Annotated in this window: 22 protein-coding genes; all 22 read left to right on the top strand. The window is 42.5% G+C overall.

Features of this window, described 5'->3' with window-relative positions:
* The first annotated feature begins 218 nt into the window (after positions 1–218).
* The 22 genes from topA to fliM all read left to right on the top strand — a co-directional run bounded on the left by topA (position 219) and on the right by fliM (position 23,610).
* The gene (gene topA, locus BMW61_RS02160; RefSeq protein WP_091819552.1) at positions 219–2,309 is read left to right on the top strand and encodes a type I DNA topoisomerase; all 2,091 of its coding nucleotides are present in this window, start codon (positions 219–221) and stop codon (positions 2,307–2,309) included.
* 208 nt (positions 2,310–2,517) lie between these two features.
* A complete protein-coding gene (gene codY, locus BMW61_RS02155; protein ID WP_022760178.1) occupies positions 2,518–3,297 on the top strand; it encodes a GTP-sensing pleiotropic transcriptional regulator CodY in 780 nt (259 codons plus the stop codon).
* Between the two features lie 225 nt (positions 3,298–3,522).
* Positions 3,523–3,918, top strand: a complete 396-nt coding sequence (flgB, locus tag BMW61_RS02150) for a flagellar basal body rod protein FlgB (RefSeq protein WP_022760177.1) — start codon at positions 3,523–3,525, stop codon at positions 3,916–3,918.
* A gap of 10 nt (positions 3,919–3,928) precedes the next feature.
* Positions 3,929–4,387: a flagellar basal body rod protein FlgC gene (flgC, locus tag BMW61_RS02145; protein WP_022760176.1), complete on the top strand. Its 459-nt coding sequence runs from the start codon at positions 3,929–3,931 to the stop codon at positions 4,385–4,387.
* A gap of 80 nt (positions 4,388–4,467) precedes the next feature.
* On the top strand, positions 4,468–4,809 hold the full coding sequence (gene fliE / locus BMW61_RS02140) for a flagellar hook-basal body complex protein FliE (protein ID WP_022760175.1): 342 nt from the start codon (positions 4,468–4,470) through the stop codon (positions 4,807–4,809).
* Positions 4,810–4,935: 126 nt separating this feature from the next.
* Positions 4,936–6,588: a flagellar basal-body MS-ring/collar protein FliF gene (gene fliF, locus BMW61_RS02135; RefSeq protein ID WP_091819550.1), complete on the top strand. Its 1,653-nt coding sequence runs from the start codon at positions 4,936–4,938 to the stop codon at positions 6,586–6,588.
* 31 nt (positions 6,589–6,619) lie between these two features.
* Positions 6,620–7,726, top strand: a complete 1,107-nt coding sequence (gene fliG, locus BMW61_RS02130) for a flagellar motor switch protein FliG (protein WP_022760173.1) — start codon at positions 6,620–6,622, stop codon at positions 7,724–7,726.
* Positions 7,719–8,951 carry a FliH/SctL family protein gene (locus BMW61_RS02125; protein ID WP_175475068.1) on the top strand — a complete coding sequence of 411 codons (1,233 nt, stop codon included), beginning with the start codon at positions 7,719–7,721 and terminating at the stop codon, positions 8,949–8,951. The genes fliG and BMW61_RS02125 overlap by 8 nt, the downstream gene beginning before the upstream one ends.
* Positions 8,951–10,309, top strand: a complete 1,359-nt coding sequence (gene fliI, locus BMW61_RS02120) for a flagellar protein export ATPase FliI (protein WP_022760171.1) — start codon at positions 8,951–8,953, stop codon at positions 10,307–10,309. The genes BMW61_RS02125 and fliI overlap by 1 nt, the downstream gene beginning before the upstream one ends.
* A gap of 53 nt (positions 10,310–10,362) precedes the next feature.
* Positions 10,363–10,821, top strand: a complete 459-nt coding sequence (gene fliJ, locus BMW61_RS02115; RefSeq protein WP_091819547.1) for a flagellar export protein FliJ — start codon at positions 10,363–10,365, stop codon at positions 10,819–10,821.
* Positions 10,821–11,804: a MotE family protein gene (locus BMW61_RS02110; RefSeq protein WP_022760169.1), complete on the top strand. Its 984-nt coding sequence runs from the start codon at positions 10,821–10,823 to the stop codon at positions 11,802–11,804. Before fliJ ends, BMW61_RS02110 begins: the two co-directional genes overlap by 1 nt.
* 171 nt (positions 11,805–11,975) lie before the next feature.
* Positions 11,976–13,643: a flagellar hook-length control protein FliK gene (locus BMW61_RS02105; RefSeq protein WP_091819546.1), complete on the top strand. Its 1,668-nt coding sequence runs from the start codon at positions 11,976–11,978 to the stop codon at positions 13,641–13,643.
* A gap of 20 nt (positions 13,644–13,663) precedes the next feature.
* Positions 13,664–14,389 carry a flagellar hook capping FlgD N-terminal domain-containing protein gene (locus tag BMW61_RS02100; RefSeq protein ID WP_022760167.1) on the top strand — a complete coding sequence of 242 codons (726 nt, stop codon included), beginning with the start codon at positions 13,664–13,666 and terminating at the stop codon, positions 14,387–14,389.
* A gap of 126 nt (positions 14,390–14,515) precedes the next feature.
* A complete protein-coding gene (locus BMW61_RS02095; protein WP_022760166.1) occupies positions 14,516–14,914 on the top strand; it encodes a TIGR02530 family flagellar biosynthesis protein in 399 nt (132 codons plus the stop codon).
* A gap of 211 nt (positions 14,915–15,125) precedes the next feature.
* Positions 15,126–18,410: a flagellar hook-basal body complex protein gene (locus BMW61_RS22780; protein WP_026497395.1), complete on the top strand. Its 3,285-nt coding sequence runs from the start codon at positions 15,126–15,128 to the stop codon at positions 18,408–18,410.
* Between the two features lie 481 nt (positions 18,411–18,891).
* A complete protein-coding gene (locus BMW61_RS02085; protein ID WP_091819544.1) occupies positions 18,892–19,317 on the top strand; it encodes a hypothetical protein in 426 nt (141 codons plus the stop codon).
* A 93-nt stretch (positions 19,318–19,410) separates the two neighbouring features.
* Positions 19,411–19,569, top strand: a complete 159-nt coding sequence (locus BMW61_RS21750) for a hypothetical protein (protein WP_175475067.1) — start codon at positions 19,411–19,413, stop codon at positions 19,567–19,569.
* 413 nt (positions 19,570–19,982) lie between these two features.
* On the top strand, positions 19,983–20,147 hold the full coding sequence (locus tag BMW61_RS02080; RefSeq protein ID WP_022760163.1) for a flagellar FlbD family protein: 165 nt from the start codon (positions 19,983–19,985) through the stop codon (positions 20,145–20,147).
* A gap of 37 nt (positions 20,148–20,184) precedes the next feature.
* A complete protein-coding gene (locus BMW61_RS02075) occupies positions 20,185–20,991 on the top strand; it encodes a motility protein A (protein WP_091819543.1) in 807 nt (268 codons plus the stop codon).
* Positions 20,991–21,995, top strand: a complete 1,005-nt coding sequence (locus tag BMW61_RS02070) for an OmpA/MotB family protein (protein ID WP_091819542.1) — start codon at positions 20,991–20,993, stop codon at positions 21,993–21,995. Before BMW61_RS02075 ends, BMW61_RS02070 begins: the two co-directional genes overlap by 1 nt.
* 14 nt (positions 21,996–22,009) lie before the next feature.
* On the top strand, positions 22,010–22,543 hold the full coding sequence (locus tag BMW61_RS02065) for a flagellar basal body-associated FliL family protein (RefSeq protein WP_022760160.1): 534 nt from the start codon (positions 22,010–22,012) through the stop codon (positions 22,541–22,543).
* 83 nt (positions 22,544–22,626) lie between these two features.
* Positions 22,627–23,610, top strand: coding sequence for a flagellar motor switch protein FliM (gene fliM, locus BMW61_RS02060; protein ID WP_026497399.1), 984 nt, complete (start codon positions 22,627–22,629; stop codon positions 23,608–23,610).
* Positions 23,611–23,612: the final 2 nt, after the last annotated feature.

The following is a 23,612-nucleotide window of genomic DNA, read 5'->3' as shown; positions in this document are numbered from 1 at the left end:
TTCGCTTAAGGATTCGTGGAAATACAATTACAGAAAAGGAGACAAGTCCATTGGAAATTCAGAACTAAAGGGCATCGATCGATGAGGTCGGTGCCCTTTCATTTTTTTCATTTTTTAAATTCATATTGCAAAGCCCCTAAAATTAGTGTATATTACGAAACTATGAAACGGAATGAACCTGTTTCTACTATTAATACATTTTAAGAGGGGCATTTTTAATGGCAGCAAAAAAGAAAAATTTACTTATTGTTGAGTCACCGACAAAGGTGAAAGCAATAAAAAAATTCCTTGGTACAGGTTACGAAGTAGCAGCTAGTAACGGCCATGTAAGAGATCTTCCCAGAAGTCAGATGGGAATAGACGTAGAACATGATTTTGAACCAAAGTATATTACTATAAGGGGGAAGGGCGATGTTCTTGCAGCTCTTCGTAAAGCGGCAAAGAATGCAGACCACATTTATCTCGCAACTGACCCTGACCGCGAAGGAGAAGCAATTTCCTGGCACCTTATGACAGCACTTAAGCTAGAGGATGCAAAGGATCGTTTTTCCAGAGTGACCTTTAACGAGATTACACAATCAGCTGTTAAGGAAGCTATGAAGCATCCCAGAGACATCGATATGAACCTTGTCGATGCTCAGCAGGCCAGACGTGTACTGGACAGAATGGTTGGTTATCAGATATCACCTCTTTTATGGGAGAAGATTAAGAGAGGACTTTCCGCAGGGCGTGTGCAGTCTGTAGCACTCAGAATTATTTGTGACAGAGAGGATGAGATCAATTCATTCATTCCTCAGGAATACTGGACTCTTGATGCTACCCTTAAGGTTAAGGGAGAGAAGAAACCTATCGTCGCACACTATTATGGAAAAGATGGCAAAAAGATTGACATTTCTTCCAGAGCAGAGCTTGACGAAATTGTAAAAGACTTAAAGGGAAAGAAATTCAAAATTTCCGAAATAAAGAAGGGTGAGCGTACAAAGAAGGCACCACTTCCTTTTACGACATCGACACTTCAGCAGGAGGCATCAAAATCCCTCAATTTCTCGACACAGAAGACAATGCGCACGGCGCAGCAGCTCTATGAAGGAATTGATATGGGTAAGGCAGGAACTGTCGGACTCATCACTTACCTTCGTACGGATTCGACTCGTATTTCCGAGGAAGCCCAGGCTTCTGCAGCAAATTATATTGCAAACGCTTTTGGTAAAGAATATCTTGCAGAGGCAACTCAGGGCGGTAAATCCGGAGCAAAGATTCAGGATGCGCATGAGGCTATAAGACCTACAGATGTTAACAATACGCCGGTAGCCGTTAAGGAATTCCTCACCAGAGATCAGTTCCGCCTTTATCAGCTTATCTGGCGCAGATTTATGGCCAGCAGGATGGCAGCTGCTAAATATGAGACAACTTCCGTGAAAATAGATGCGGGAGACCACCGCTTTACAGTTGCTGCGTCCAGAACGGTATTTGACGGTTTCATGAATGTCTATACCGATGATGAGGACCAGATTGAGAAGAATACTCTGGCAAAGAGAATCGATGAGAATTCAGAGCTTGAACTTCAGGATTATGAGGAAAAACAGCACTTTACACAGCCAGCACCTCACTATACCGAGGCTTCTCTTGTACACGATCTTGAAGCGCTCGGAATCGGAAGACCGTCGACCTATGCCCCGACAATAACAACCATACTCGCAAGACACTACATTACAAAAGAAAATAAGAACTTATATGTCACTGAGCTTGGAGAAGCTGTCAACAAGATGATGAACGAGGCATTCCCTCAAATAGTCGATGTAAGCTTTACTTCCAACATGGAGACTCTCCTTGACGGTGTGGCTGAGGGTGATGTTAAGTGGAAGACCATTGTAGAGAATTTCTATCCCGATCTTGCAGATGCTGTTGAGAAAGCTCAGAAGGAAATTGAAAAGGTTGAGATTCAGGATGAGGCAACCGATGTTGTCTGCGAAAATTGCGGACGCAACATGGTTATTAAATACGGACCGCATGGTAAATTCCTTGCATGCCCCGGCTTCCCTGAGTGCAGAAATACCAAACCTTACTATGAAAAGACAGGTGTTTCCTGCCCTAAGTGCGGAAAAGACATAGTGCTTAAGAGAACAAGAAAAGGTCGTTTATACTATGGCTGCATAGACAATCCTGATTGTGACTTCATGGTATGGCAGAAACCTTCCAAGAAAGCATGTCCAAGATGCGGCGGACTCATGCTTATAAAGAATAACAAACTTGTATGTAATGATCCTGAGTGCGGATATATCGAAGACCGCGGTAAAGACGAGGATTAATTGATCTGAATATATATGGCACAGACAGAATTTATATTTTCTGTCTGTGCTTTTTCTTTATTTTGATTTGTACATTCTATTCATTAAATTTTAATAAAAATATGCACAAATTGCTTTGATGTATTGTATATTATGTGGTACAATCACGTTAGTTGTAGTAGATTTATATAAACTTAGTGGCATTTTCAGATAAAAGGAGACTTTTTTCATGAGTAGTGTACAGCTTTTGGATAAAACCAGAAAAATTGGGAAACTTCTACACAATAGCAATTCCGGAAAGGTTGTGTTTAACGATATTTGCACAGTGCTTTGCGATATCCTTAATTCCAACATGCTGGTAATAAGCAGAAAGGGCAAGGTTCTAGGTATCGGTGAGACATCTGCCGTTGATTCTCTGGGAGAAATGCTTGTTGATGATGTAGGAAGCTTCATAGATCCAATGCTGAATGAAAGACTCCTCACGGTTTTGTCCACTAAAGAAAATGTAAATCTGGAGACGCTTGGTTTTGAAGATGTTGACATGAGAAAATACCAGGCAATCATTACACCCATTGAAATCGCAGGAGAAAGACTCGGTACACTTTTCCTTTATAAGTGCAATGAGCCTTATGATATCGATGATATTATTCTCTGTGAATATGGCACAACGGTAGTAGGCCTTGAGATGCTGAGAGCCGTTAATGAAGAAAATGCAGAGGAAAGCAGAAAGCTTGCAGTTGTTAAGTCGGCGATAAGTACACTGTCATTTTCAGAGATGGAAGCCATCATCCATATTTTTGATGAGCTAAACGGTATGGAAGGCGTTCTGGTAGCAAGCAAGATTGCTGACAGAGTCGGAATAACAAGAAGTGTTATTGTAAATGCGCTTCGCAAATTTGAGAGTGCAGGAGTAATTGAATCCAGATCCTCGGGAATGAAGGGGACATATATTAAAGTTTTAAATGATGTTGTATTTGATGAAATAAAAAAACTTAAGGCGCAGATGTAAAGAGCTTTATGAGCTTTTCCGAAATAATAAATACAGGATGTGCAATGATAAAGGGATTTGTCGAAGTGACGAATCCCTTTTCTTTATATTGTGCCTGTGACATATAAAAAACACAATATAAAGTATAATTTTTGCCAAATTGCTTGTAATTTGATTAAAATCATCATAATATGATAGTAAGGATTAAAAGGATTATCCTGCCTTACTATGTACGGAGGGGAGACTATGATCAACAGTAACGCGTTTGATTACATTAATGTTCTTGATAAGACTGCTGATGCTTCATGGGTAAGGAATGAAGTCTTATCCAATAACCTTGCAAATGTTAATACGCCCGGCTACAAGAGACAGGACGTTGCATTTGAGAGGGAGCTTGAACGCGCTCTTGGAAACTCCAGGTATAAGACCATGGATGCAAAGGTCTCGGATCTTAAGATAAGCAGACTGAAACCAAGACCGTATACAGATTATTCCAACTTTTCATACAGAATGGATGGCAATAACGTGGACATTGATACTGAAAACGTGACTCTTGCAGCTAACCAACTTAAATATCAGGGTGTTATGCTCGGGATTAAGTCAGAGTTTTCCAACCTTCAGACAGCCATGAGAGGACAGTGAGGTATAGCCTATGATTAGTACAGGTAATATGTTTGATTCCTTTAATATCAACTCTTCGGGAATGACAGCTGAGCGTTTTCGCATGGATATCATCTCCCAGAATATCGCCAATGCAAATACCACAAGGGATGCTACCGGTGATGTATATACGAGAAAAGTGGTGACTTTTTCAGAGAAAGGTACTCAGACACCTTTTTCCAAGATTCTTAACGAGAGACTGGATCACTATAGCGGAAGAGGCGTTAAGGTATCTTCAATCAAGGATGACACCTGGACCGATTACAAGATGGTTTATGATCCGTCACATCCGGATGCGGATGAGTACGGTTATGTTACATATCCTAATGTTGACATCGTTACAGAGATGACTAATCTCATTGATGCGCAGAGAGGATATGAAGCTAATGCTACAGCTTTTAATGCAAGTAAGAATCTTATGAGTCAGGGACTTTCCATAGCTCAGGGCTGATGATTATTGAATGATTCATCTGAGCCGGAGTGATGACCTGCAAGGTTATATGCGGACAGGGGATCCGCGGGGAGATATAAATGGCAGATATTGATATTAGTCAGATAAGAAATGTTCATTCGACAGCGATTAGAAATGCTGAAAAGGTTAATTCCAAGGTTACTAATCCACTTGGGGACAGATTTGGTAACGATGGTTCTTTTAATAATATTTTCAAGAGAGCTGTTGAAAATATAAATACTACGAATGCGTATCTGTCAGATGCTGAGAATGAGGAGATTAAGTGGTCTCTCGGTGAGACGGATAATACACATGATCTTGCGATAGCGCTGCAGAAAGCCGAGACAGCACTGCAGTATACGGTAGCGGTCAGAGACCGCATGCTTTCTGCATATAAAGAAATCATGCAGATGCAGATATAAATTGATTTATTAGCCTTCTCCTTTGGAGAAGGTGGCACGAAGAAACTATATGCCTTCCCCTGGGGGAAGGTGGCACGAAGTGCCGGATGAGGGGAAGCTTTAGAAGTAAGTACGGAGGAGAGGAGTATGAGAGAACGTCTTTTGGATCTCAGGGACAGGATCCTTGGGTGGTGGAATCGCTTTACAATCAGACAGAAGACGCTTATTGGAGCCTGCGCAGCTGCAGTAATCATGGTAATTATTATACTGGTTACTGTATACAACCAGCCCAAATATGTAACGGTTGCTACTGTTGAGACTATGAAGGAGTCGCAACAGATAATTGAATTATTTGATGAAAACGGTATTAAGTACAGAAAATCAGAGGACAATCTCAGGTTCGAGGTTTTGAAATCGGATGAGAGTAATGCCTCTCTTTTGCTGGGTACAAACTATATACAGCCCGATACCTATAGTATTGATAATGTAACCAACGGCAGCTTTTCAACAACAGAATCGGATAAGCAAAAAAAATACATAGCTTATCTTGAAAGTAAGCTCGGACACGATTTTGAAGAGTACTTTGATGATATAGACAGTGCCAGAATTGAGCTTCATATACCGATCAATGATGGAACTCTTTTATCCAAAAACGAGGAATCTTCAGCATCGATATTCTTAAGACTTAGGGATCCTGAGTCCTTTACGGAAGACAATGCGGCATTTCTTGCTAAGGCAACAGCAACGGCACTTGGAAATAATACAACGGAGAAGATAACCATCATGGATAGCGATGGAAATCTTTTGTTCTCCGGTTCCGAAGATACTACCGCTGCAGGACTTGCCAGCACTCAGCTTAATGCTAAGACCAAGGCAGAGCAGCAGGTGAGAAATGAAGTTATCAGAGTCCTTAAGGGCACAAAGCTCTACAATGATATTGAAGTTGCAAGTAACCTGATACTTGATTTTTCAAATATAAAAAAGACGACACATACTTATACACCTGCTGAGGATCAGACACAGGGTGTTTTGAGTCATGAGGATAACTACAGTGCCCAGAATGTAAACGGCACAAGCGGTATTCCCGGAACTGATACCAATAATGATGATGAGACCTCCTATATGCTTCAGGATAATGAGAATTCATCATCTACGATAGAAGAGGAATCCAAGGATTATCTTCCTAACGAGGAGATTACAACTGTTGATACACCTTCAGGTAAGGTGAATTATGAAGAGTCCACAATCTCCGTTACAGCTACAAAGTATGTTATCTATAATGAGGATAACTATAAGCCTGAAGAGCATGAGAACATGACCTGGAAGGAATTTAAGGAGAATACCGGGGTCACACAGGCAGAGGTGGCTGAGGATACGATAAATATTGTTGCCAAAGCGACAGGTATTTCGGCAGCAAATATTTCAATGACAGCGTACGAACAGCCTGAATTCTTTGATTCAGAGGGAAAAGGACTTACCTTTACGGATGTCCTACAGGCGATACTTATACTTCTTATTCTCGGACTTCTTGCATTTGTTATCTGGAGAAGTATCAGAACCAGAAAAGAAGAAATTGAGATTGAAGAAGCTGAGGAAGAGGTTCTGCCTGATGAACTTTCAGTTGAGGAGCTTCTCGAATCACAGCCGGATGAATATCTTGAGGAGGAAGGTGGTCTTGCGGATATAACCATGGAAGAAGGAAGCGAGACTATGAAACTCATCGAGAAGTTTATCGAAGAGAATCCGGAAGCTGCAGCGATACTTCTTCGCAACTGGCTCAAGGAAGACTTTGAGATATAATTCTTAAAAATCACGGAGGGGAATACTTACGATGGCTATCGACGGCGAAGAATTTGATGATGACGAATTAGAAGGTGGCGCCGCTGCCGCAGCGGCGGGTGGATTACCTCCCGCAGGGAATTATGATCCGGCTCTTACTGCGAATCTTTCAGGAACGCAGAAAGCAGCCATCCTTTTGATTGCCCTCGGACCGGAAAAGTCATCCGCCATTTTTAAACATTTGAAAGAAGATGAGATAGAGGAACTGACTCTTGAGATTGCTAACACCAGAAGTGTAACACCTCAGGTTAAGGAAGCGGTTATCGAGGAGTTTTACGGAATCTGTCTTGCCCAACAGTATATTGCTGAGGGTGGTATCAACTATGCCAAGGAACTTCTGGAGAAGGCTCTTGGTGAAGATAAGGCGATGGATGTTATCAGTAAACTGACTGCATCTCTTCAGGTTAAGCCCTTCGAGTTTATCAGAAAGGCCGATCCTTCACAGCTTCTTACCTTCATACAGGATGAACACCCGCAGACTATTGCTCTTGTTATGTCCTATATGTCATCGGCACAGAGTGCTATGATCCTTGGTGCGCTGCCGCCTGAGAGACAGGCTGATGTTGCAAAGCGTATCGCAACAATGGACAGAACAAGTCCCGATACGATCAAAGAAGTTGAGAGAGTTCTTGAGTCCAAGCTTTCATCACTGGTTAACCAGGATTATACGGTTGTCGGTGGTGTAGATGCTGTGGTTGAAATCCTCAATGCAGTTGACCGTGCTACTGAGAAACATATCATGGAGACTCTGGAAATCGAGCAGCCTGAACTTGCAGATGAGATCCGCAAGAAGATGTTCGTCTTCGAGGATATCCTTCTTCTGGACGACCGTGCTATTCAGCGCGTGCTGCGTGATGTTGACAATGCTGACCTCGGCCTTGCTTGTAAGGGATCTACTGAACAGGTACAGACCGCTATCTTTAACAACCTGTCTAAGCGTCTTGCTGCAATGATTAAGGAAGACATGGACTTCATGGGACCTGTTCGTATGAAGGATGTTGAGGAAGCACAGCAGAAGATTGTTAATGTTATACGTAAGCTTGAGGATGCCGGTGAGATTGTAATCTCCAGAGGCGGAGGTGATGACCTGGTTGTCTAATCAATCTAATTTACTTAAGTTCGGTTGGTATCAGGTTGATGAAAACGATAAGCACATCATTGATAACAACGAGCTTGCTGAGCAGAAAATAGAAAAATATCAGGCCCAGGAAGCCAAAAGAAGGGAGGCATTGGAGAAAGGTGAACCAGTGCCTGCTTTTGGCGCGTTTGAGGAAGGACTTGGCTTTGAACAGGTAGGTGCTTACGATGAGGGTCAAAATATCATAGGCAACACCAATTTTGATGACCAGAATCAGATTGGTGGCTTTAATGAGGGCTTTCAGGAGGGATTTCCGGAAGAAAGTGTTCAGAATTATGGCGGTGGATTTGATAATTCGGGCGTTTATGATGAGAATTCCGGTTACGGAATGGAAGGCCAGCAAGGTTTTGGAGAGAATATCCCCTATGATTCAGGGGAGGGTATGTACGGCACAAATCCGGCTGAAGGATATGGTGAGAACCCCGAAGCAATGGGTGAGTACGGATATCAGGGAGATAATTTTGATAACCAGGGAATGGGTATGTCCGAGGAGGATATGAACCTTGGTATGGATATGACACCCGAACCGGAGCCCACGGCAGAGGAAGTTCCGCAGATCAATCTGGAAGAAATACAGGCTCAGATTGATGAACAGATCAGAATGGCAGAGGAACAGGCCAAACAGATTGTTGATGATGCCCAGGCTCAGGCTGATGAAATACGTAATCAGGCCATGGAGGAAGGCAGAGCTGCCGGATATGAAGAAGGAATAAAACAGGCCGCTGAGGAAATAGAAAAGATGAAGGCAGAGGCCGAGGAGGAGATCCAGGCCGAAAAAGATAAGCAACAATCGGATTTTCAGCAGCTTGTTGCGAGCATTGAGCCTGATATGGTTGATACACTGACACAAATTTACGAACATGTATTTAATGTTGATCTTCGAGAAAATAAAGACATTATACTTCATCTCATAAGAACTACACTTGGCAAGATGGAGAGCGGAGTTGATATTATTTTACATATATCGGCCGATGATTATGATCTGGTATCCGATGAAAAGGCAAATCTTGAGGAAGTAATGGCATCCCCGAATTCGACTCTTGAAATTGTTGAGGATCCGCTTCTAAAAGAGAATGAATGTATAATTGAATCCGAGGGTGGTGTATTTGACTGCTCTCTTGGCGTGGAGCTTTCGGAACTTTCGAGAAAGTTAAAGCTTCTATCATTTGACAGGAGTAGGCGCTGATGGCAAATGGAATTATCGATTATTCAAAATATAAAAAGATATCTAACAACATGTTTTATAAAGTTCGTGGCAAGGTTGTTAATGTTGTCGGACTTACGATAGAATCTGCGGGCCCCGAGGCTAAGATGGGAGATATCTGTTATATTTATTCCAAGAAGAAGGAAGGTGAAGCTACAGCCAGACCTTCCGGAAGGGGAACCATGGCTGAGGTCGTGGGTTTTAAGGATAATCATGTACTTCTTATGCCTTATGAGAATATTAGCGGTATAGGAAGCGGCAGTATTGTTGAAAATACAGACTCGCCGCTTCGCGTTAATGTTGGAGAAGGTCTTCTTGGAAAAACCCTTGACGGTCTTGGAAGAATAGACGGAACCAACTATGGAAAGGGCGTTGCTCTTGAGAACGGAATAGCATACTCTGTTGAAAATCAGCCGCCGGATCCAATGACAAGAGATCCGATTTCGGATGTTTTATCACTTGGAGTTAAGGCAGTGGACGGCCTTCTTACAGTAGGAAAAGGACAGCGAATCGGGATATTTGCCGGTTCCGGTGTCGGTAAGTCTACTCTTATGGGTATGTTTGCAAGAAATACCAATGCGGATATTAACGTCATTGCCCTTATCGGAGAGCGTGGAAGGGAGGTCCGTGAATTCATAGAAAGAGACCTTGGCCCTGAGGGCATGGAACGCTCAATAGTTGTGGTTGCAACCTCTGATAAACCTGCGCTTGAGAGACTTAAAGCGGCTAAAACCGCAACCTCAATTGCGGAGTATTTTCGTGATAAGGGAAAAGACGTGCTTTTGATGATGGATTCTCTTACACGTTTTTCCATGGCACAAAGAGAGATAGGACTTGCGAGTGGTGAACCTCCGGTATCAAGAGGTTATCCGCCGAGTGTATATGCTGAGATGCCTAAGCTCCTTGAGAGAGCGGGTAAGTCTAGAAAAGGCTCAATTACAGGCCTCTATACTGTCCTGGTCGATGGTGATGATTTTAATGAGCCTATTACAGATACCGCCAGAGGTATTCTTGATGGACACATAGTCCTCAATAGAAAGTTAGCTCAAAAGAACCACTATCCGGCTATAGATGTACTTGCCAGCATTTCAAGATGTATGAGCGCCATTGCGCCTTCGGAACAGAAGAAAGCAGCAGGTAAGCTAAAGAATGTGCTTGCAACCTATTCCGATGCTGAAGATTTGATAAACATCGGAGCATATAAGGCGGGAGCCAATAAGAACATTGATTATGCCGTATCCAAAATAGATGCCGTGAACGAATTCCTTATGCAGGAGACGGATGAAAAGTTTACCTATGAGGAAGTCGTAGCGCAGCTGGAGAGCATGTTCAAAGAATAAGATAGAAGCCTTCCCCTAGGGGGAAGGTGGCACGTAGTGCCGGATGAGGGGCCATGGCAAGATTCAACTATTCCCTTCAGGGCGTCCTTAATCTGCGACTCCAACAGGAAGAGCAGGTCAAGATGGAATTCGCCCAGGCTCTGAAGGAACTTAATGATCAGCTTGATATATTGAATGACTACAATAAAACGCGAGATGCTTTTATTCAGGAAGGCTATGAGCTTCGGAGCGCCAGTATAATGGATGTTCAGAAGATCATGGACAACAATTTTTACGAAAAGCAGATGGATGTCATAATAAAGGATCAGGAAGTTAAGGTTGATGCTTACAGAGCAAAATTCGAAGTCGCAAGAATGAAGCTCACCAGAGCCGTGCAGGAGAGGAAGATGCAGGAGAGGCTTAGAGAAAAAGCCTATGAACAATTTGTCGAGGAAGAAAAAGAAGCCGAGGCAAAAGAAGTTGATGAAAGATCAAGCTTCACATACACCAAACGTACCAGAGAGGAACAGTAATGGCAGACAAACCCGCAAAGGATAATACTGAAGCTTCGGTTTTACCCAAGCCGGTAGATCCTGATAAAGAAGCCAGAAAAAAAATAAAAGAAGAGAGAAAAGCCCTTCGCCAGGAGCTAAAAGAGCAGAGAAAAGCTGCAAAGCTGAAGGAAGCTGAACTGGCAGAGAGAAATGCTGAGCTGAACGGTGATGATGGTGGTGGTGCGGCTACACTTGTTATCACTTTCATTATCATTTTGATCTGGCTCATTATTATGGGCATTTTCATTAAGCTGGATGTGGGAGGCTTCGGCTCAAATGTTCTTGCACCGATCATAGGGGACATACCCGGAATTAACAATATTCTTCCGGAGGGAAGCTACACACCTACAGAAAAGAAGAAGCAGGAAGAAGCACAACAGCCGCTGGTGAATCCGGTTGATGAACAGCTTGCGAGCAGCCTTGATGAAGCTAATCTCTATATCAAGAGGCTTGAGAATGAGCTTCGAAAGGAAATGGAAGAGAACAAGAATCTTCAGGAAGAGAATGAAAAGCTTCAGACCGAAGTGACCAGGCTCCAACCTTTTGAGGAGAATCAGTCCAAGCTCGAACAGGAAAAAGAGGACTTCTACAAGAACGTTGTTTATGCGGACAACGCGCCTTCAGTAGATGAATATAGAAAATACTATGAGGAGATTGAACCTGACGTTGCAGCGCAGATTTATGCACAGATCATTCAGGGACAAGCGGATGATATTGAGCTGGAACAATATGTAAAAGCATATTCATCCATGAAGGCAAAGGAAGCTGCAGCAATCTTTGATGCAATGATTGAGAATGATACCGGAGATGCGGTAAGACTTATTTCGAGAATTTTGGGCAAGATGAGTGCCGAAAACCGCGGTGCTATTCTTGATAAGATGACAGAGGAATATGCGGGTAAGGTTACCGACTACATGGAACCTGCCACACATAAGGCTACAGTATCCGGAGTAGGCAACTAAGCCTTCCCCTTGGGGGGAAGGTGGCACGAAGTGCCGGATGAGGGGAATTTTTATAAATTTTTAATATTTTTCGGCCATGCGGGTTAAGTTTTCTCCCACATGGCCGATATTAGTTATGTAAAGCTATGGGCAAACCATACCCAAATCTAAAAGGGAAAGGAGGAAAAAGCTTTGATAAGTAATGCGATTCCCGGTATTGGAACACTAAATACATATACCAATACCCAGACAGCAAAAGGAATTGCTGCTACAAAGGAGCAGACTACAGATTTCCAGAAAGCGCTTTTAAATGCCAACTCGCAGAAGCAGACAGCGTCAATTACAACAGATGTAGCAAGGACTCTTACACAGACAGGAGCAGCGACAAATAATGTAAGTGCGACCTACGAAAAGTCACAGGCAGCTCAGCAGGCGAGTACACAAAACAGTGAACAGACAGCTGTAAAAGAGACAACTACTACAGACGAGACAACGGCAGCAAAGACAGATACACAAAAGGAAAATGTAACGGCCGAGGAAGCTGTAGAAACTTCAAATGTCACGGAACAGACAGAAGAAAATGCCCAGGTTGTGGCAGTAACAGAAGAAAATGCCGGCGAAGACACAGCTGCTATTGCAGCGGCAGATGAAGCCGAGACCGCTTTGGAACAGGCTATGCTTGAAAGCAGCAGACTTCTGATGGAACAGCTTGCAGATGAACTTGGTGTCGATATCGAAGACATCGAGAATGCAATGGCAACACTGGGACTTACAAATGTAGCAATACTTGATCCTACAAATCTTACACAGATAGTTGGCCAGCTTACCGGTGCAAATGACGTAATGGCCATTGTAACCAATGCAGACTTGTATCTGAATGTACAGAATATGCAGGATGCGGTAGACACTACCAGACAGAACCTCATGGAGGAGTTTGGATTAAATGAAGAAGGATTTAACTCCGCACTTGAGGATTTCAATGAAGCTTTAAGTGAACAGCAACCCAGACAGGAAATTGGAGAAATTGTTGCAGATACAAATAATCCGGCAATTACTCAGACCTTTGAAAATGCGGTATCCTCTGAGGCAGTAAGACTTGACCTTACAGGTGACGGCATTGTAAAGGAAGTAAGCCAGCAGGTGGCAGAGGCGACTAAAACAGAAGAAACAACTACAACTACAGAGGCAGCAGGAATTGCTGAAAACGAAGAAGCAACTCCAAATTTCCAGCTTACAGTAGAGACACAGGAACATCACGAAGAGCATCATAGTGATAACAAGAAACAGGAAAACACAGAAGGGTCTGTATACAACCAGGTGATGAATCAGATATCAGCATCTCTTACCGAAGTAGTGGAGACCGAAAGCTATGGGCAGATGGCAAGGGCTAACACTCAGGAGATAATGGATCAGATAACCGAGTATATCAAAATGAATGTAAGATCCGATACAACCACAATGGAACTTCAGCTTCATCCGGCAAGCCTCGGAAATGTAAATGTAATCATCGAAGCGGCTAAGGACGGAAATGTAATAGCAAAGTTCCTCACTCAGAACGAAGATGTAAGGGCAGCCATTGAAAGCCAGATACAGCAGCTTCAGGATAAGCTTAATGAGCAGGGCGTAAAGGTTACTGCAGTAGAAGTAACAGTAAACGCAGGAGCTTTTGATCAGGCACTTAATGACAGCCAGAGCCAGAGAGAAGATGATGCTGATGCGCAGAGTTCTGTCAGAAAGCCCATGAGAAGAATAAGACTCGGAGACCTTTCCTTAGAGGAAGTCGGAGAAATAGCCGAGGAAGATCAGCTCACAGCTGAGATGATGGCGATTAACGGCAACTCAGTCGATTTTTCAGCATGATATACGGCGGAGGTAATTAAATGAGTGTAAATGCAGTAGTTCAAGACGGTAAACTCGTTGATACCAAGAGCAAAACCAGTGACGCTACTAAAGCGGCGGCCAATCAGGGATATGACAAAAACGCATTTATGAATATTCTCTGTGCACAGATGAAGTACCAGGATCCTTTGGAGCCGACTTCTAACACCGAGTATATCAATCAGTATGCGACCTTTACACAGGTTGAACAGCTATCCAATATGGCAGAGGCCTTCTCAATGTCCAGAGCATCCGACCTTGTTGGAAAAACCGTTATCGTTACAAATGAGGCGGGCCAGCAGGTTCAGGGCAAGGTTGACTATGTAACATACAAGAGCGGAGAAGCATATCTGAACATAGACGGAACAGATTACAAGATGGAAGATGTAAGCTCAGTAGCGGACAGCCACTTTGTAGAGATTCATGATCAGGCAGATGATCTTGCAGAGATGATGGAAAAGTTCCCTGTTTATGAAAACATGGTATTTACCGATGCGGATGCAATTTACAAGGCCTTCAGCTTTTACGAGAATATGGATGCGGATGCAATTGCTCTTCTTGATCAGTCTGATATTGATAAACTTGAAAAGTATTATAAGAGAGCTCAGGAACTTGTAAAGGAAGCTAACCAGAATCAGGCAGACTACGAGGAAAGACAGAAGGCAGAGAAGGAAGCTAAGATCGACGAGATAACAAACGACCCCGATGAAAGCGTATCAACCGAATAAATGAATCATATCATTTATTAAATTTGTGTAAATTTGTAAATTGGGTTTAAGTTTTTGATTAGCAAGCCGAAATATAGAGCGGTAAAGCAATTAGGCTTAGTGTTTGTTTATGGAAAGGAGTAAGCCGTGAGAATAGATAATACAAGCGGATTCCTTTCAATTGAACAGGTTCAGAACCAGTACTTTGGTCAGGGCGAGAAGATCAGAGGCGGCGCTGGCGTCCAGAATTCGGACTTTGGCAAAATCCTCTCTCAGATCGAAGAAAGCAGGGAGGGTGTCAGATTTTCAAAGCACGCTTCCAACAGACTAAGTGACCGCAACATTGAGCTCACACAGGATCAGATGAACCGCCTGAATAACGCAAGGAATCAGGCCAATGCGAAAGGAATAAACGAATCACTTATCCTGGTTGATCAGCTTGCCTTCATCGTAAATGTAAAGAGCAACACAGTAGTTACAGCGATGGATAGTCAGGAAACTGGCAGCAACATTTTTACCAATATAGACGGAGCGGTAATCGCATAAGTTCTATAAAATGGACAGAATGAAAGAAGAAATATGACCGGACCGAGGACAGGGCAGCTGTCCGTAAGCTTATCGGAAGTGGTAAGTATCTAAGGAGGTCACGAATTCCCGAACGCCAGACGGAATTCAATCACGTTTCCCCTTCTTTTTCATTCCAACCGGAAAATAGAATATGTGTGCCGTCCCCCATCAAAGTAGGAGGACATGCCTTATGATGAGATCACTTTTTTCTGGTGTAGCAGGACTTAAGACCCACCAGGTCAAGATGGATGTTATCGGTAATAACATCGCGAACGTTAACACCACATCCTTCAAGTCACAGTCTATCACCTTCAGTGATTTGATGTACCAGACTACGCAGCGCGCATCCAGAGCTACCGAGAGAACTGGTGGTATCAATGCACGTCAGATTGGTCTTGGTGCAAAATCAGGCGCGATTGCAACAGCAATCACTCAGCAGGGCGCAACGGAAACAACTAACAATCCGTTCGATATGCGAATTACCGGCGACGCTTTCTATGTAGTAAATAACGGAAACCAGACAATGTTTACAAGAGACGGTTCCTTCTACGTAGACGGTGCAGGAAACCTTGCAATGCAGTCAACAGGTTACTTTGTATACGGCTGGTCAGCACAGGAAGATCCCGAGACAGGTGCCATCACCGTTAACACAAACGGCGGTATCGGCAAACTTCAGATCATGAGTGCCGAGAACATGACATATCCTCCGGAAGGAACAACCGAAGGTCTCGTAAGCGGTAACATCGACGCAAACGATACAAACATCACAAGTGATAACGGAAAAACCGTAACTCTCGAGTTCTACGACAATCTTGGTTATCTCTACACAGCAAAATTCGCTGTTCGCGACGTTGATGACCTCGAGCATACTTATACAATGACTCTCGAAGATATCCTTGATTCCAAGGGAAATACAATCGGCGCAGAGAAGCTCAGCAACGTAACCTTCACAGACCTTGATAATGATGAGCAGACCTACGGACTTCGCGATTCATGGACAAAGACAGTTACAACAGTAAACTATACAGCAACAGTTGGTGCCAAGAACGTATCCTTTAAAAATTCGGCAGGATCAACCGCATACTCAGGAATTCCTACAAGCGGAGCAATTTCAGATCTCGTTGATAAGGCACCCACACTTCTGAGAAATGTATACGGACTTACAGTCGGAGTAGCAGGAGATACCTCAGTAGCATCTACAGATTATTACACAATTAACACCGACGGCTCCATCAGCGTATACCCTGTAACACAGGCAGATACATCATCATCAAGCCTTGGAACCTATTATAAGAACAGCAGCACAGATACCACAGTTACATACGGAACCTATGAGAATTCCACTTATGCAACACTTCCCAGAACTCTGGATATGCCCAATACAGGTGTTCTTGATTCCAGTCAGAAGGAAGTTTTGGAGTCAATGTTTGGTTTAAAGGTTGATGACCTTGATTATACTCCTAAGACAGGCGAAGACAGTGTAACTTATTCATATACACTTTCATCTGACGGAGTATCAGGTCTTACACTGTATAGAAACGGTGAATCACATGAAGAAAAGCCGCTTGATGCAGATTACAGAATAGTTAAGTATGATTCGGGAACAATTACATTGAATAACAGAAATACAGATACTAATATAGATGTTCCCGAAACTGCATCCGGGCCTAATGTTTTAACGGATGATCTGTTAAAGGCATATGGTTTATCCAGATCAAACTATCCGGTAGATGCGAATCATAATTACAGCTATACAATCAACCTTACAAACGGAAAAATCGATATTATCAAGGTTGAAACAACTGTAGCAGGAGATGGAACACTTACCAGGAATCTGACTGTTCAGGCAGGAAGTTATGATAATCCTACAGGTAAAGTGACAATTGAAGTTAGTGCATCAACAACAAAAGAAGTAAATATAACTGATACTATTAGTGCATCAACTGATGCAGATGTACTTACAGCTCTGGGGCTTACAGCAACAGCACTTCCGGCACAGAATGCAACCGGTACAGAGCTGTACACATATCAATATACGATTTCTGATACCGGAGAGATGACTGTTGAAAAAACGACAGTTGCAACCACACAGCTTACCGAAAGACCTTATGACAGCACAAAATATGTTTACTCAACAGAAGGAACAACAGCTGTTTTCAGTAAGGATAAGACAAATCATAAGTTTGACAGAAAGGGTTCTCTTTCAAGTCTTGATCCCGAATCACTTGAAATACTTGAATGCTACGGCATGACAGCAAATGATATCCCTGCATCTGATGACAACAGTACATATACCTACAAATATGAAATTGCCACAGATGGTAAGATTACTATCTACAAGACCACAAGTACAAAGTCAGCTGCTAACGAATATCAGAACCAAAATACCTATTCGGTTTACATGAATACCGGATCAAACATCGTATACAGAAATTACAAGAGCGAAGTTGAGACAGCAGTACCGCTTTCAGGAAATATCAGCTCACTTACAAACTCACAGAAGAATGTACTAAAAGCTATCTACAACTACACACCCGGTAATGATGATGTTACCTATAAGCTCAGCGATGACGGATCAACTCTTACAATCGGAACAAAGAATAACTCAGGTGTAAAGAGCTTTGCAATTACAAAGACAACAACCGAGACACAGCTTACATTCGAAATTGATGAGGACGAGACAACAGCTACATACAAGAATGCAAGTGAAGAAGGCAAGACAGTTTATGACAAGATTCCGAGAACCGGCTATGTATCAGAGATCTTCGATGCAACAGCTACAGCAGATTTCTTCCCGGATGTTTATAACTACACACCTGACAAGACTTCCGGAAACTACGAGACACTTACCTATCACATCCTTGATGACGGAACACTTCAGATTGTAAACAACGCAATTACACTTAAGTACAATGCAAAGACCGGCGCCATCGAGCAGCCCACAGAGAAGATCGTTCTTAATTTCAACCAGGACGCTGTTATCGATGGACAGCCTAAGATGGCAGGTTTCACAGATGTAAACATGGATTTCTCATCCACAACTAACTACAATACAATGGCAACCTCCACAATCGGAGCAGTTAAGGGTGATAAGGAAAGTCTTAAGACCGGACGTGCAGTCGGCGAGATGAACGGTGTTACAATCGGTAAGGACGGAACAATCTACGCAACCTATTCAAACGGTCAGACAAAGCTCCTTGGACAGATCGCAACAGCAGAATTTGCTAACGCATCAGGTCTTGAGAAGAATGGTGATAACCTCTATACACAGACACTTAACTCCGGTGAAGCTACAATCCAGGATGTAACAACAGACGGCGGATACATCACCACAGGTGTTCTGGAAATGTCAAACGTAGACCTTTCAAGTGAGTTCACCAGCATGATCACAACTCAGCGTGGATTCCAGGCTAACAGCCGAATCATCACAGTTTCAGATACACTCCTTGAGGAGCTGACAAATCTGAAGAGGTAATAACTTAGCGAGGGGGAGATAAAGGCTAAGTATAATATTAAAGGCGCTCAATCGAGCGCCTTTAATATTGTCGAAAATAGTTGGGGATAGTTGACACGGAAGGAAAGAAATATTTTTCTAATAAATCAATTTTCGCAGACGCATTCAATTTTTTATTGTATGATGGAAGTGAGATAATTATCAAAGCTACGAACCACAGAAGAGTTAGTCGCGAATCAGCAATTTTCTTAAACAGGGTTGCCAATTAGCAACTAGAATTTGATGAAACGGAGGAATTTGTTGACGTGTGTAAGGCAATGGAAGATTATACATAAAAACTAAAATTATAGGAGCTATTGAAGTTATGCGCTCTGTTGGAAACGCTGATAATGACATAATTTCTGCAATTGTAGCACAATATCACGTAACTAAAGAATATGTTCAAAAGCTAATGTCTCCTCAAAAGGCGTAACTCAAGATATTTTTTTCAGAAGGTATAAAGATGAAAACATCCAAGTTTTCAACTGCATTATTATTTATTTTGACTATGGCCATCATTGCAGGTGGCCTGTTTTTTGATGCACATGAGACAGCTGAACTCTCTGATTACTATGGAAATAGGGTGGTGACATGCGCTGACTGTGTTATTTACCCTTTAAAACCCGTCAATTTTTTTAAAGCAAATGATTCGTTTATAATTGATGCTTCCGAAGTCAGAGGCGTTCGCGCCGTATCGGAAGTCATCAAAAGACTTGAGAATAGTGCTGCAAGTAAAAGAATTGTAATTCTATCATTGATATTATGTATCCTGATTTCCGAGGGTGCATTCTATACATCGGTACTGCCGTCCGTTTTTCCATGGACAAATATAATTTGCTCCAGGAGAACATTGATCCGCTATATTCATAGCCAGGACGGGGCAAAATAATCATTTTTATCTTCATATGTAACTTACTGATCTGGGACAGAAGAGACCTGTCCTTGTTTTGCTGTGCAAAAACATAAGAAATGGAGATTAAAAATGTATACAACAATAATGACAAATATTATAACGATCATCTGCATCCTGATAGTAGCTTTTTCTCTTATATGGATATCATATATGTATAGAAAATCTGACTCTGAAAAAGAGCAGGAGAAGAAATTAGGAGAGGAAGATAAAAAGAATGATGAAAATTAATTACAAGAAATCCTTTATAATAGTGAAATAAAATTTCAATTTTCAAAATCGAATCTCAGGAAAACAGATTCCCAAATATAAAATACAAATAAACAAACCCGAAAAATTCTTTAAAGTAAAAACAGGCCATCATTATTTCAGAAAAAGAGCCAAAACTATTTTAATAAATCACGAGATGTTGTATAATCAAAAATGAAGTATGCACAAGATGTAGCGTGTAATTTTATTTCATCAAAAACTATATATTTTGAAATAAAAATACAAAAGCTGTGTTTTTGCGTCTTTCAGGATGCCTATTCATCGAAAAAGCATGATAAAATTATCTTAATTAAACTGATTCGTGATAATTTTGTTTCAGGGGAGATTATTTTCTGAATGCTTTTTTCAAAAAATAATTATATGAGGGCTAAAAATTGATTGAGATTACCAGAATTGATGGCCGCATTATGCTGGTCAATGAGGATCTTATAGAAACAGTGGAGGCCACCCCCGACACAGTCATTATTATGGCGAATGGACGTAAGTTTATTGTACAGGAATCTGTTCCTGAGATCATGAAGAAATGTAACGAGAAATAAGTTCGGCTAAAGTTTTTTTATGAGAGGAGAAAACTAAGTGGATATAGCGTCATTACTTGGTGTAGTGCTTTGTTTCGTTTTCATGATTCTGAGTATTGTGTTTGGTGCCGGTATCACCGGTGTTAAATACTTCGTCGACGCGCCTTCCGCGATGATCACGTTTGGCGGAGCTTTCATGGCGGTTTTGGCATCCAGGACCATGCCCAGTTTCATTAACGGCCTTAAATCCTACACGCTGATTTTTAAGATGCCGGCGGATGATACTAAGGCTGTTATCAAGCAGATAATTGATCTTTCCAATACTGCACGTAAAGAGGGACTTCTGGCATTGGAAGAAGCTGCCAGCAACATTGAAGATGCTTTCATGAAGAAGGGTGTCGGACTTATAGTTGATGGTACCGAGCCCGAACTGGTTAAGGCTATTCTTGAAGCTGAGATAGATGCTATGTCGGAAAGACATAAAGAGAATTATACATTCTTTGCTGATGTTGCAGGTATGGGACCTTCCTGGGGTATGATCGGAACCCTTCTGGGACTGGTTCTTATGCTGCAGAACATGTCAGATCCTTCATCAATCGGACCGTCCATGGCCGTTGCCCTTATCACAACGTTCTACGGATCGGTTCTTGCGAACTGGTTTTGCTACCCTGCCGAGAATAAGCTCAAGGCAAGGGATAATGCAGAATATACAATGAAAAGTATTGTCATTGAGGGACTTCTTTCTATACAGGCAGGCGAAAACCCGCGTGTAACAGAGGAGAAGCTTAAATCGTTCCTTTCACCTGCTAACAGAGCTGCTTATGAGGCAGAGAACGGCACCGGTGACGGAGGCGGAGGAGAATAATGGCTAAAAAACCAGAAGAAATAAAGCCCGGTTTGCCGGCGTGGCAGGGTACTTTCGGTGACCTTATGAATCTGCTCCTTTGCTTCTTCGTTTTGCTTTTCTCTATGGCTACCATGGATGCGCAGAAGTTCGAGGAGGTTGCCGCATCCTTCAGTTCAGCCTTTGGTATTTTCCAGGGTGGTGAAGCTGCACTTGGTCAGGGCGCGTTGGTCGGAGACGGTATTTCACAGCTCAATCAGCTGTCCAACTATATTATCTCAATGGGTGTATCTCAGTCAGGTTCCCAGGATGAGGATATTACCGATTCCGAGGGCGAAAATGCCAGTGAGAGCGGCGGAGCTGGAATAAACACAGAAGGAGACACCAGTGGTGTCATGCAGGGAACCGGAGGAGAAGGAAGCGGATCGGAAGGAGATGCAACCGGAACTGGTTCCGAGGGTGATTCCACAGAGATGTCTACAGAGAGTGATGCTACCAAGCAAGGTGCTAATTCCGAGGAAACTCAGGAGGCGGCTGAGGCTGAACAGCTCAAGGCTTCGGAGGCGCTGGCAGCTGAGGTCAATGAAGCTCTGGATTCATTGGATGTGGCAAAACAGGTTGATGTTAATTTTACCAGCCAGTTCGTGCAGCTGACACTTCAGGGAGCGATTTTGTTTGACACCGGTAACGCTGTACTTAAGCCGGGAGCAGACTCGATTCTTAATAAAGTCGGTTCGGTTCTTGAGAGATATGCCGGTGGGACGATAGAGATCGAGGGACATACAGATAATGTTCCGATGCACAGATCTTCAGGTAAGATAACAAACAATGATGAACTTAGTGATGCAAGAGCACTTTCGGTATTCTACTACTTTGTTGAGAATACCAATCTTGACCCTTCAAAGTTGAAGCATTCGGGAAGAGGAGAGTATGAACCGGTTGCGGACAATTCCACACCGGAGGGAAGAGCAAGGAACAGGCGAGTAGAGATAAGGATATACAATCCGCTCAGTCCAATGTATTAAAAGGGAGACAAAAAATGAAAAAGAACCTGCTTGCAATTATTATTTTGGCTTTACTTTTAGTTAACACAGGTATGACAGGATTTATGATGCTGACGGTCATGACCACCAACAATCAGGCAGTTGCTCTTATCGGAGATATCGCAGCCGCTCTTCAGATTGAGGCCAACGGTGGTGAAAACGGTCAGGGATTTTCGGGATCCGCTACAGGTAATGTGGATATTGCAAATGTTGCATCATATTCCATTGCTGATATGACTATCACGCTTAAAGAGGACGGAAGCGGAAAAGCACACTATATGCTTACAACCATCGTTCTTTCGATGGATAAATCCAATGAGGATTACAATACCTATGGTACGGATGAAGCAATTGCAACCTATCAGGATATGATCAAGTCCAAGATCACCACTGTTATCGGTGCGTATACACTGGATGAGATCAGACAGCATGAGGATGAAGCCAAAGCTACTCTTCTGGAGCAGATACAGGAACTTTTCGGATCCGGCTTTATCTATGATGTAAGCTTTTCCGGAACCGTATATCAGTAATATATATAGTCTTTATTTTGGGGAGTATGAAAAGAGTTTGTTATGAAAGTACTTTGTTACTGTAAAAGTGAGGTGATCTACGCTTGAGTGAAGTATTATCACAGAATGAGATAGATAATCTACTCGCGGCTCTAAATACCGGTGAACTCGACGTGGATCAGATGTCCGCTGCGGATGAGAAGAAAGTCAAGGATTACGACTTTAAACGACCGGCGAAGTTCTCTAAGGAACACCTGAGAACCCTCGAGATGATCTATGAACATTATGGAAGATTGTTATCAACAACACTTCCGCTTTATCTTAGAAAAAATGTGCAGGTTTCGGTGGCAAACTCCGAGACCGTAACATATTCGGAGTTTAGTAACGCACTGAGTAACCCTGTAATTTTGGGAATTATAAATTTCTTACCTTTGCAGGGAACCATTATTCTTGAGCTTCAGGCCAATATCGGTTTTGCCTTTATAGACAGAATGCTCGGAGGAGAGGGCGTCGGACTTGATAAGACAAGGCCCTTTACCGATATTGAGATGCCGCTTATTGAGAAGCTGATAACCATATGTATGCAGCTTATGGTTGAACCGTGGGAGAACGTTCTTGCGATAAATCCTATCATGGAGAGGATTGAAACCAATCCGCAGTTTGCACAGGTTATTTCACCTACTGATATGATCGCGATCGTGACACTTAATATCAAGATCGGTGATGTCGAGGGACTGATGAATATCTGTCTTCCGTACTTCACGCTTGAGAGTGTTATGGATAAGTTGAATACGAAGTTCTGGTTTTCAACCATGCAGAAGCATGATGATGATACTTACGGTGAACATCTCGAGTCTCTTGTCAGACATGTCGATGTTCCGGTTAAGGCCATATTGGGGAAATGTAACGTATCGGTCAGCGATTTTGTTCAGCTCCAGAGGGGCGATATAATTCGCCTTGATAATCAGGTTAATAGCGAATTACAGGTATATGTCGGTGATATTTATAAGTTCACTGCAATGCCCGGAACAGCTAAAGATAAGTACGCCGTCAAGATAACGTCGGTAATTAGAGAGGAGGAAGAGTAGCA

Origin of the sequence: Butyrivibrio sp. ob235 (genome assembly GCF_900109475.1) — a bacterium.
GTDB lineage: Bacteria > Bacillota > Clostridia > Lachnospirales > Lachnospiraceae > Butyrivibrio.
Note: the sequence above shows the minus strand (reverse complement) of the source record. Positions and strands in the feature narration are given on the sequence as shown.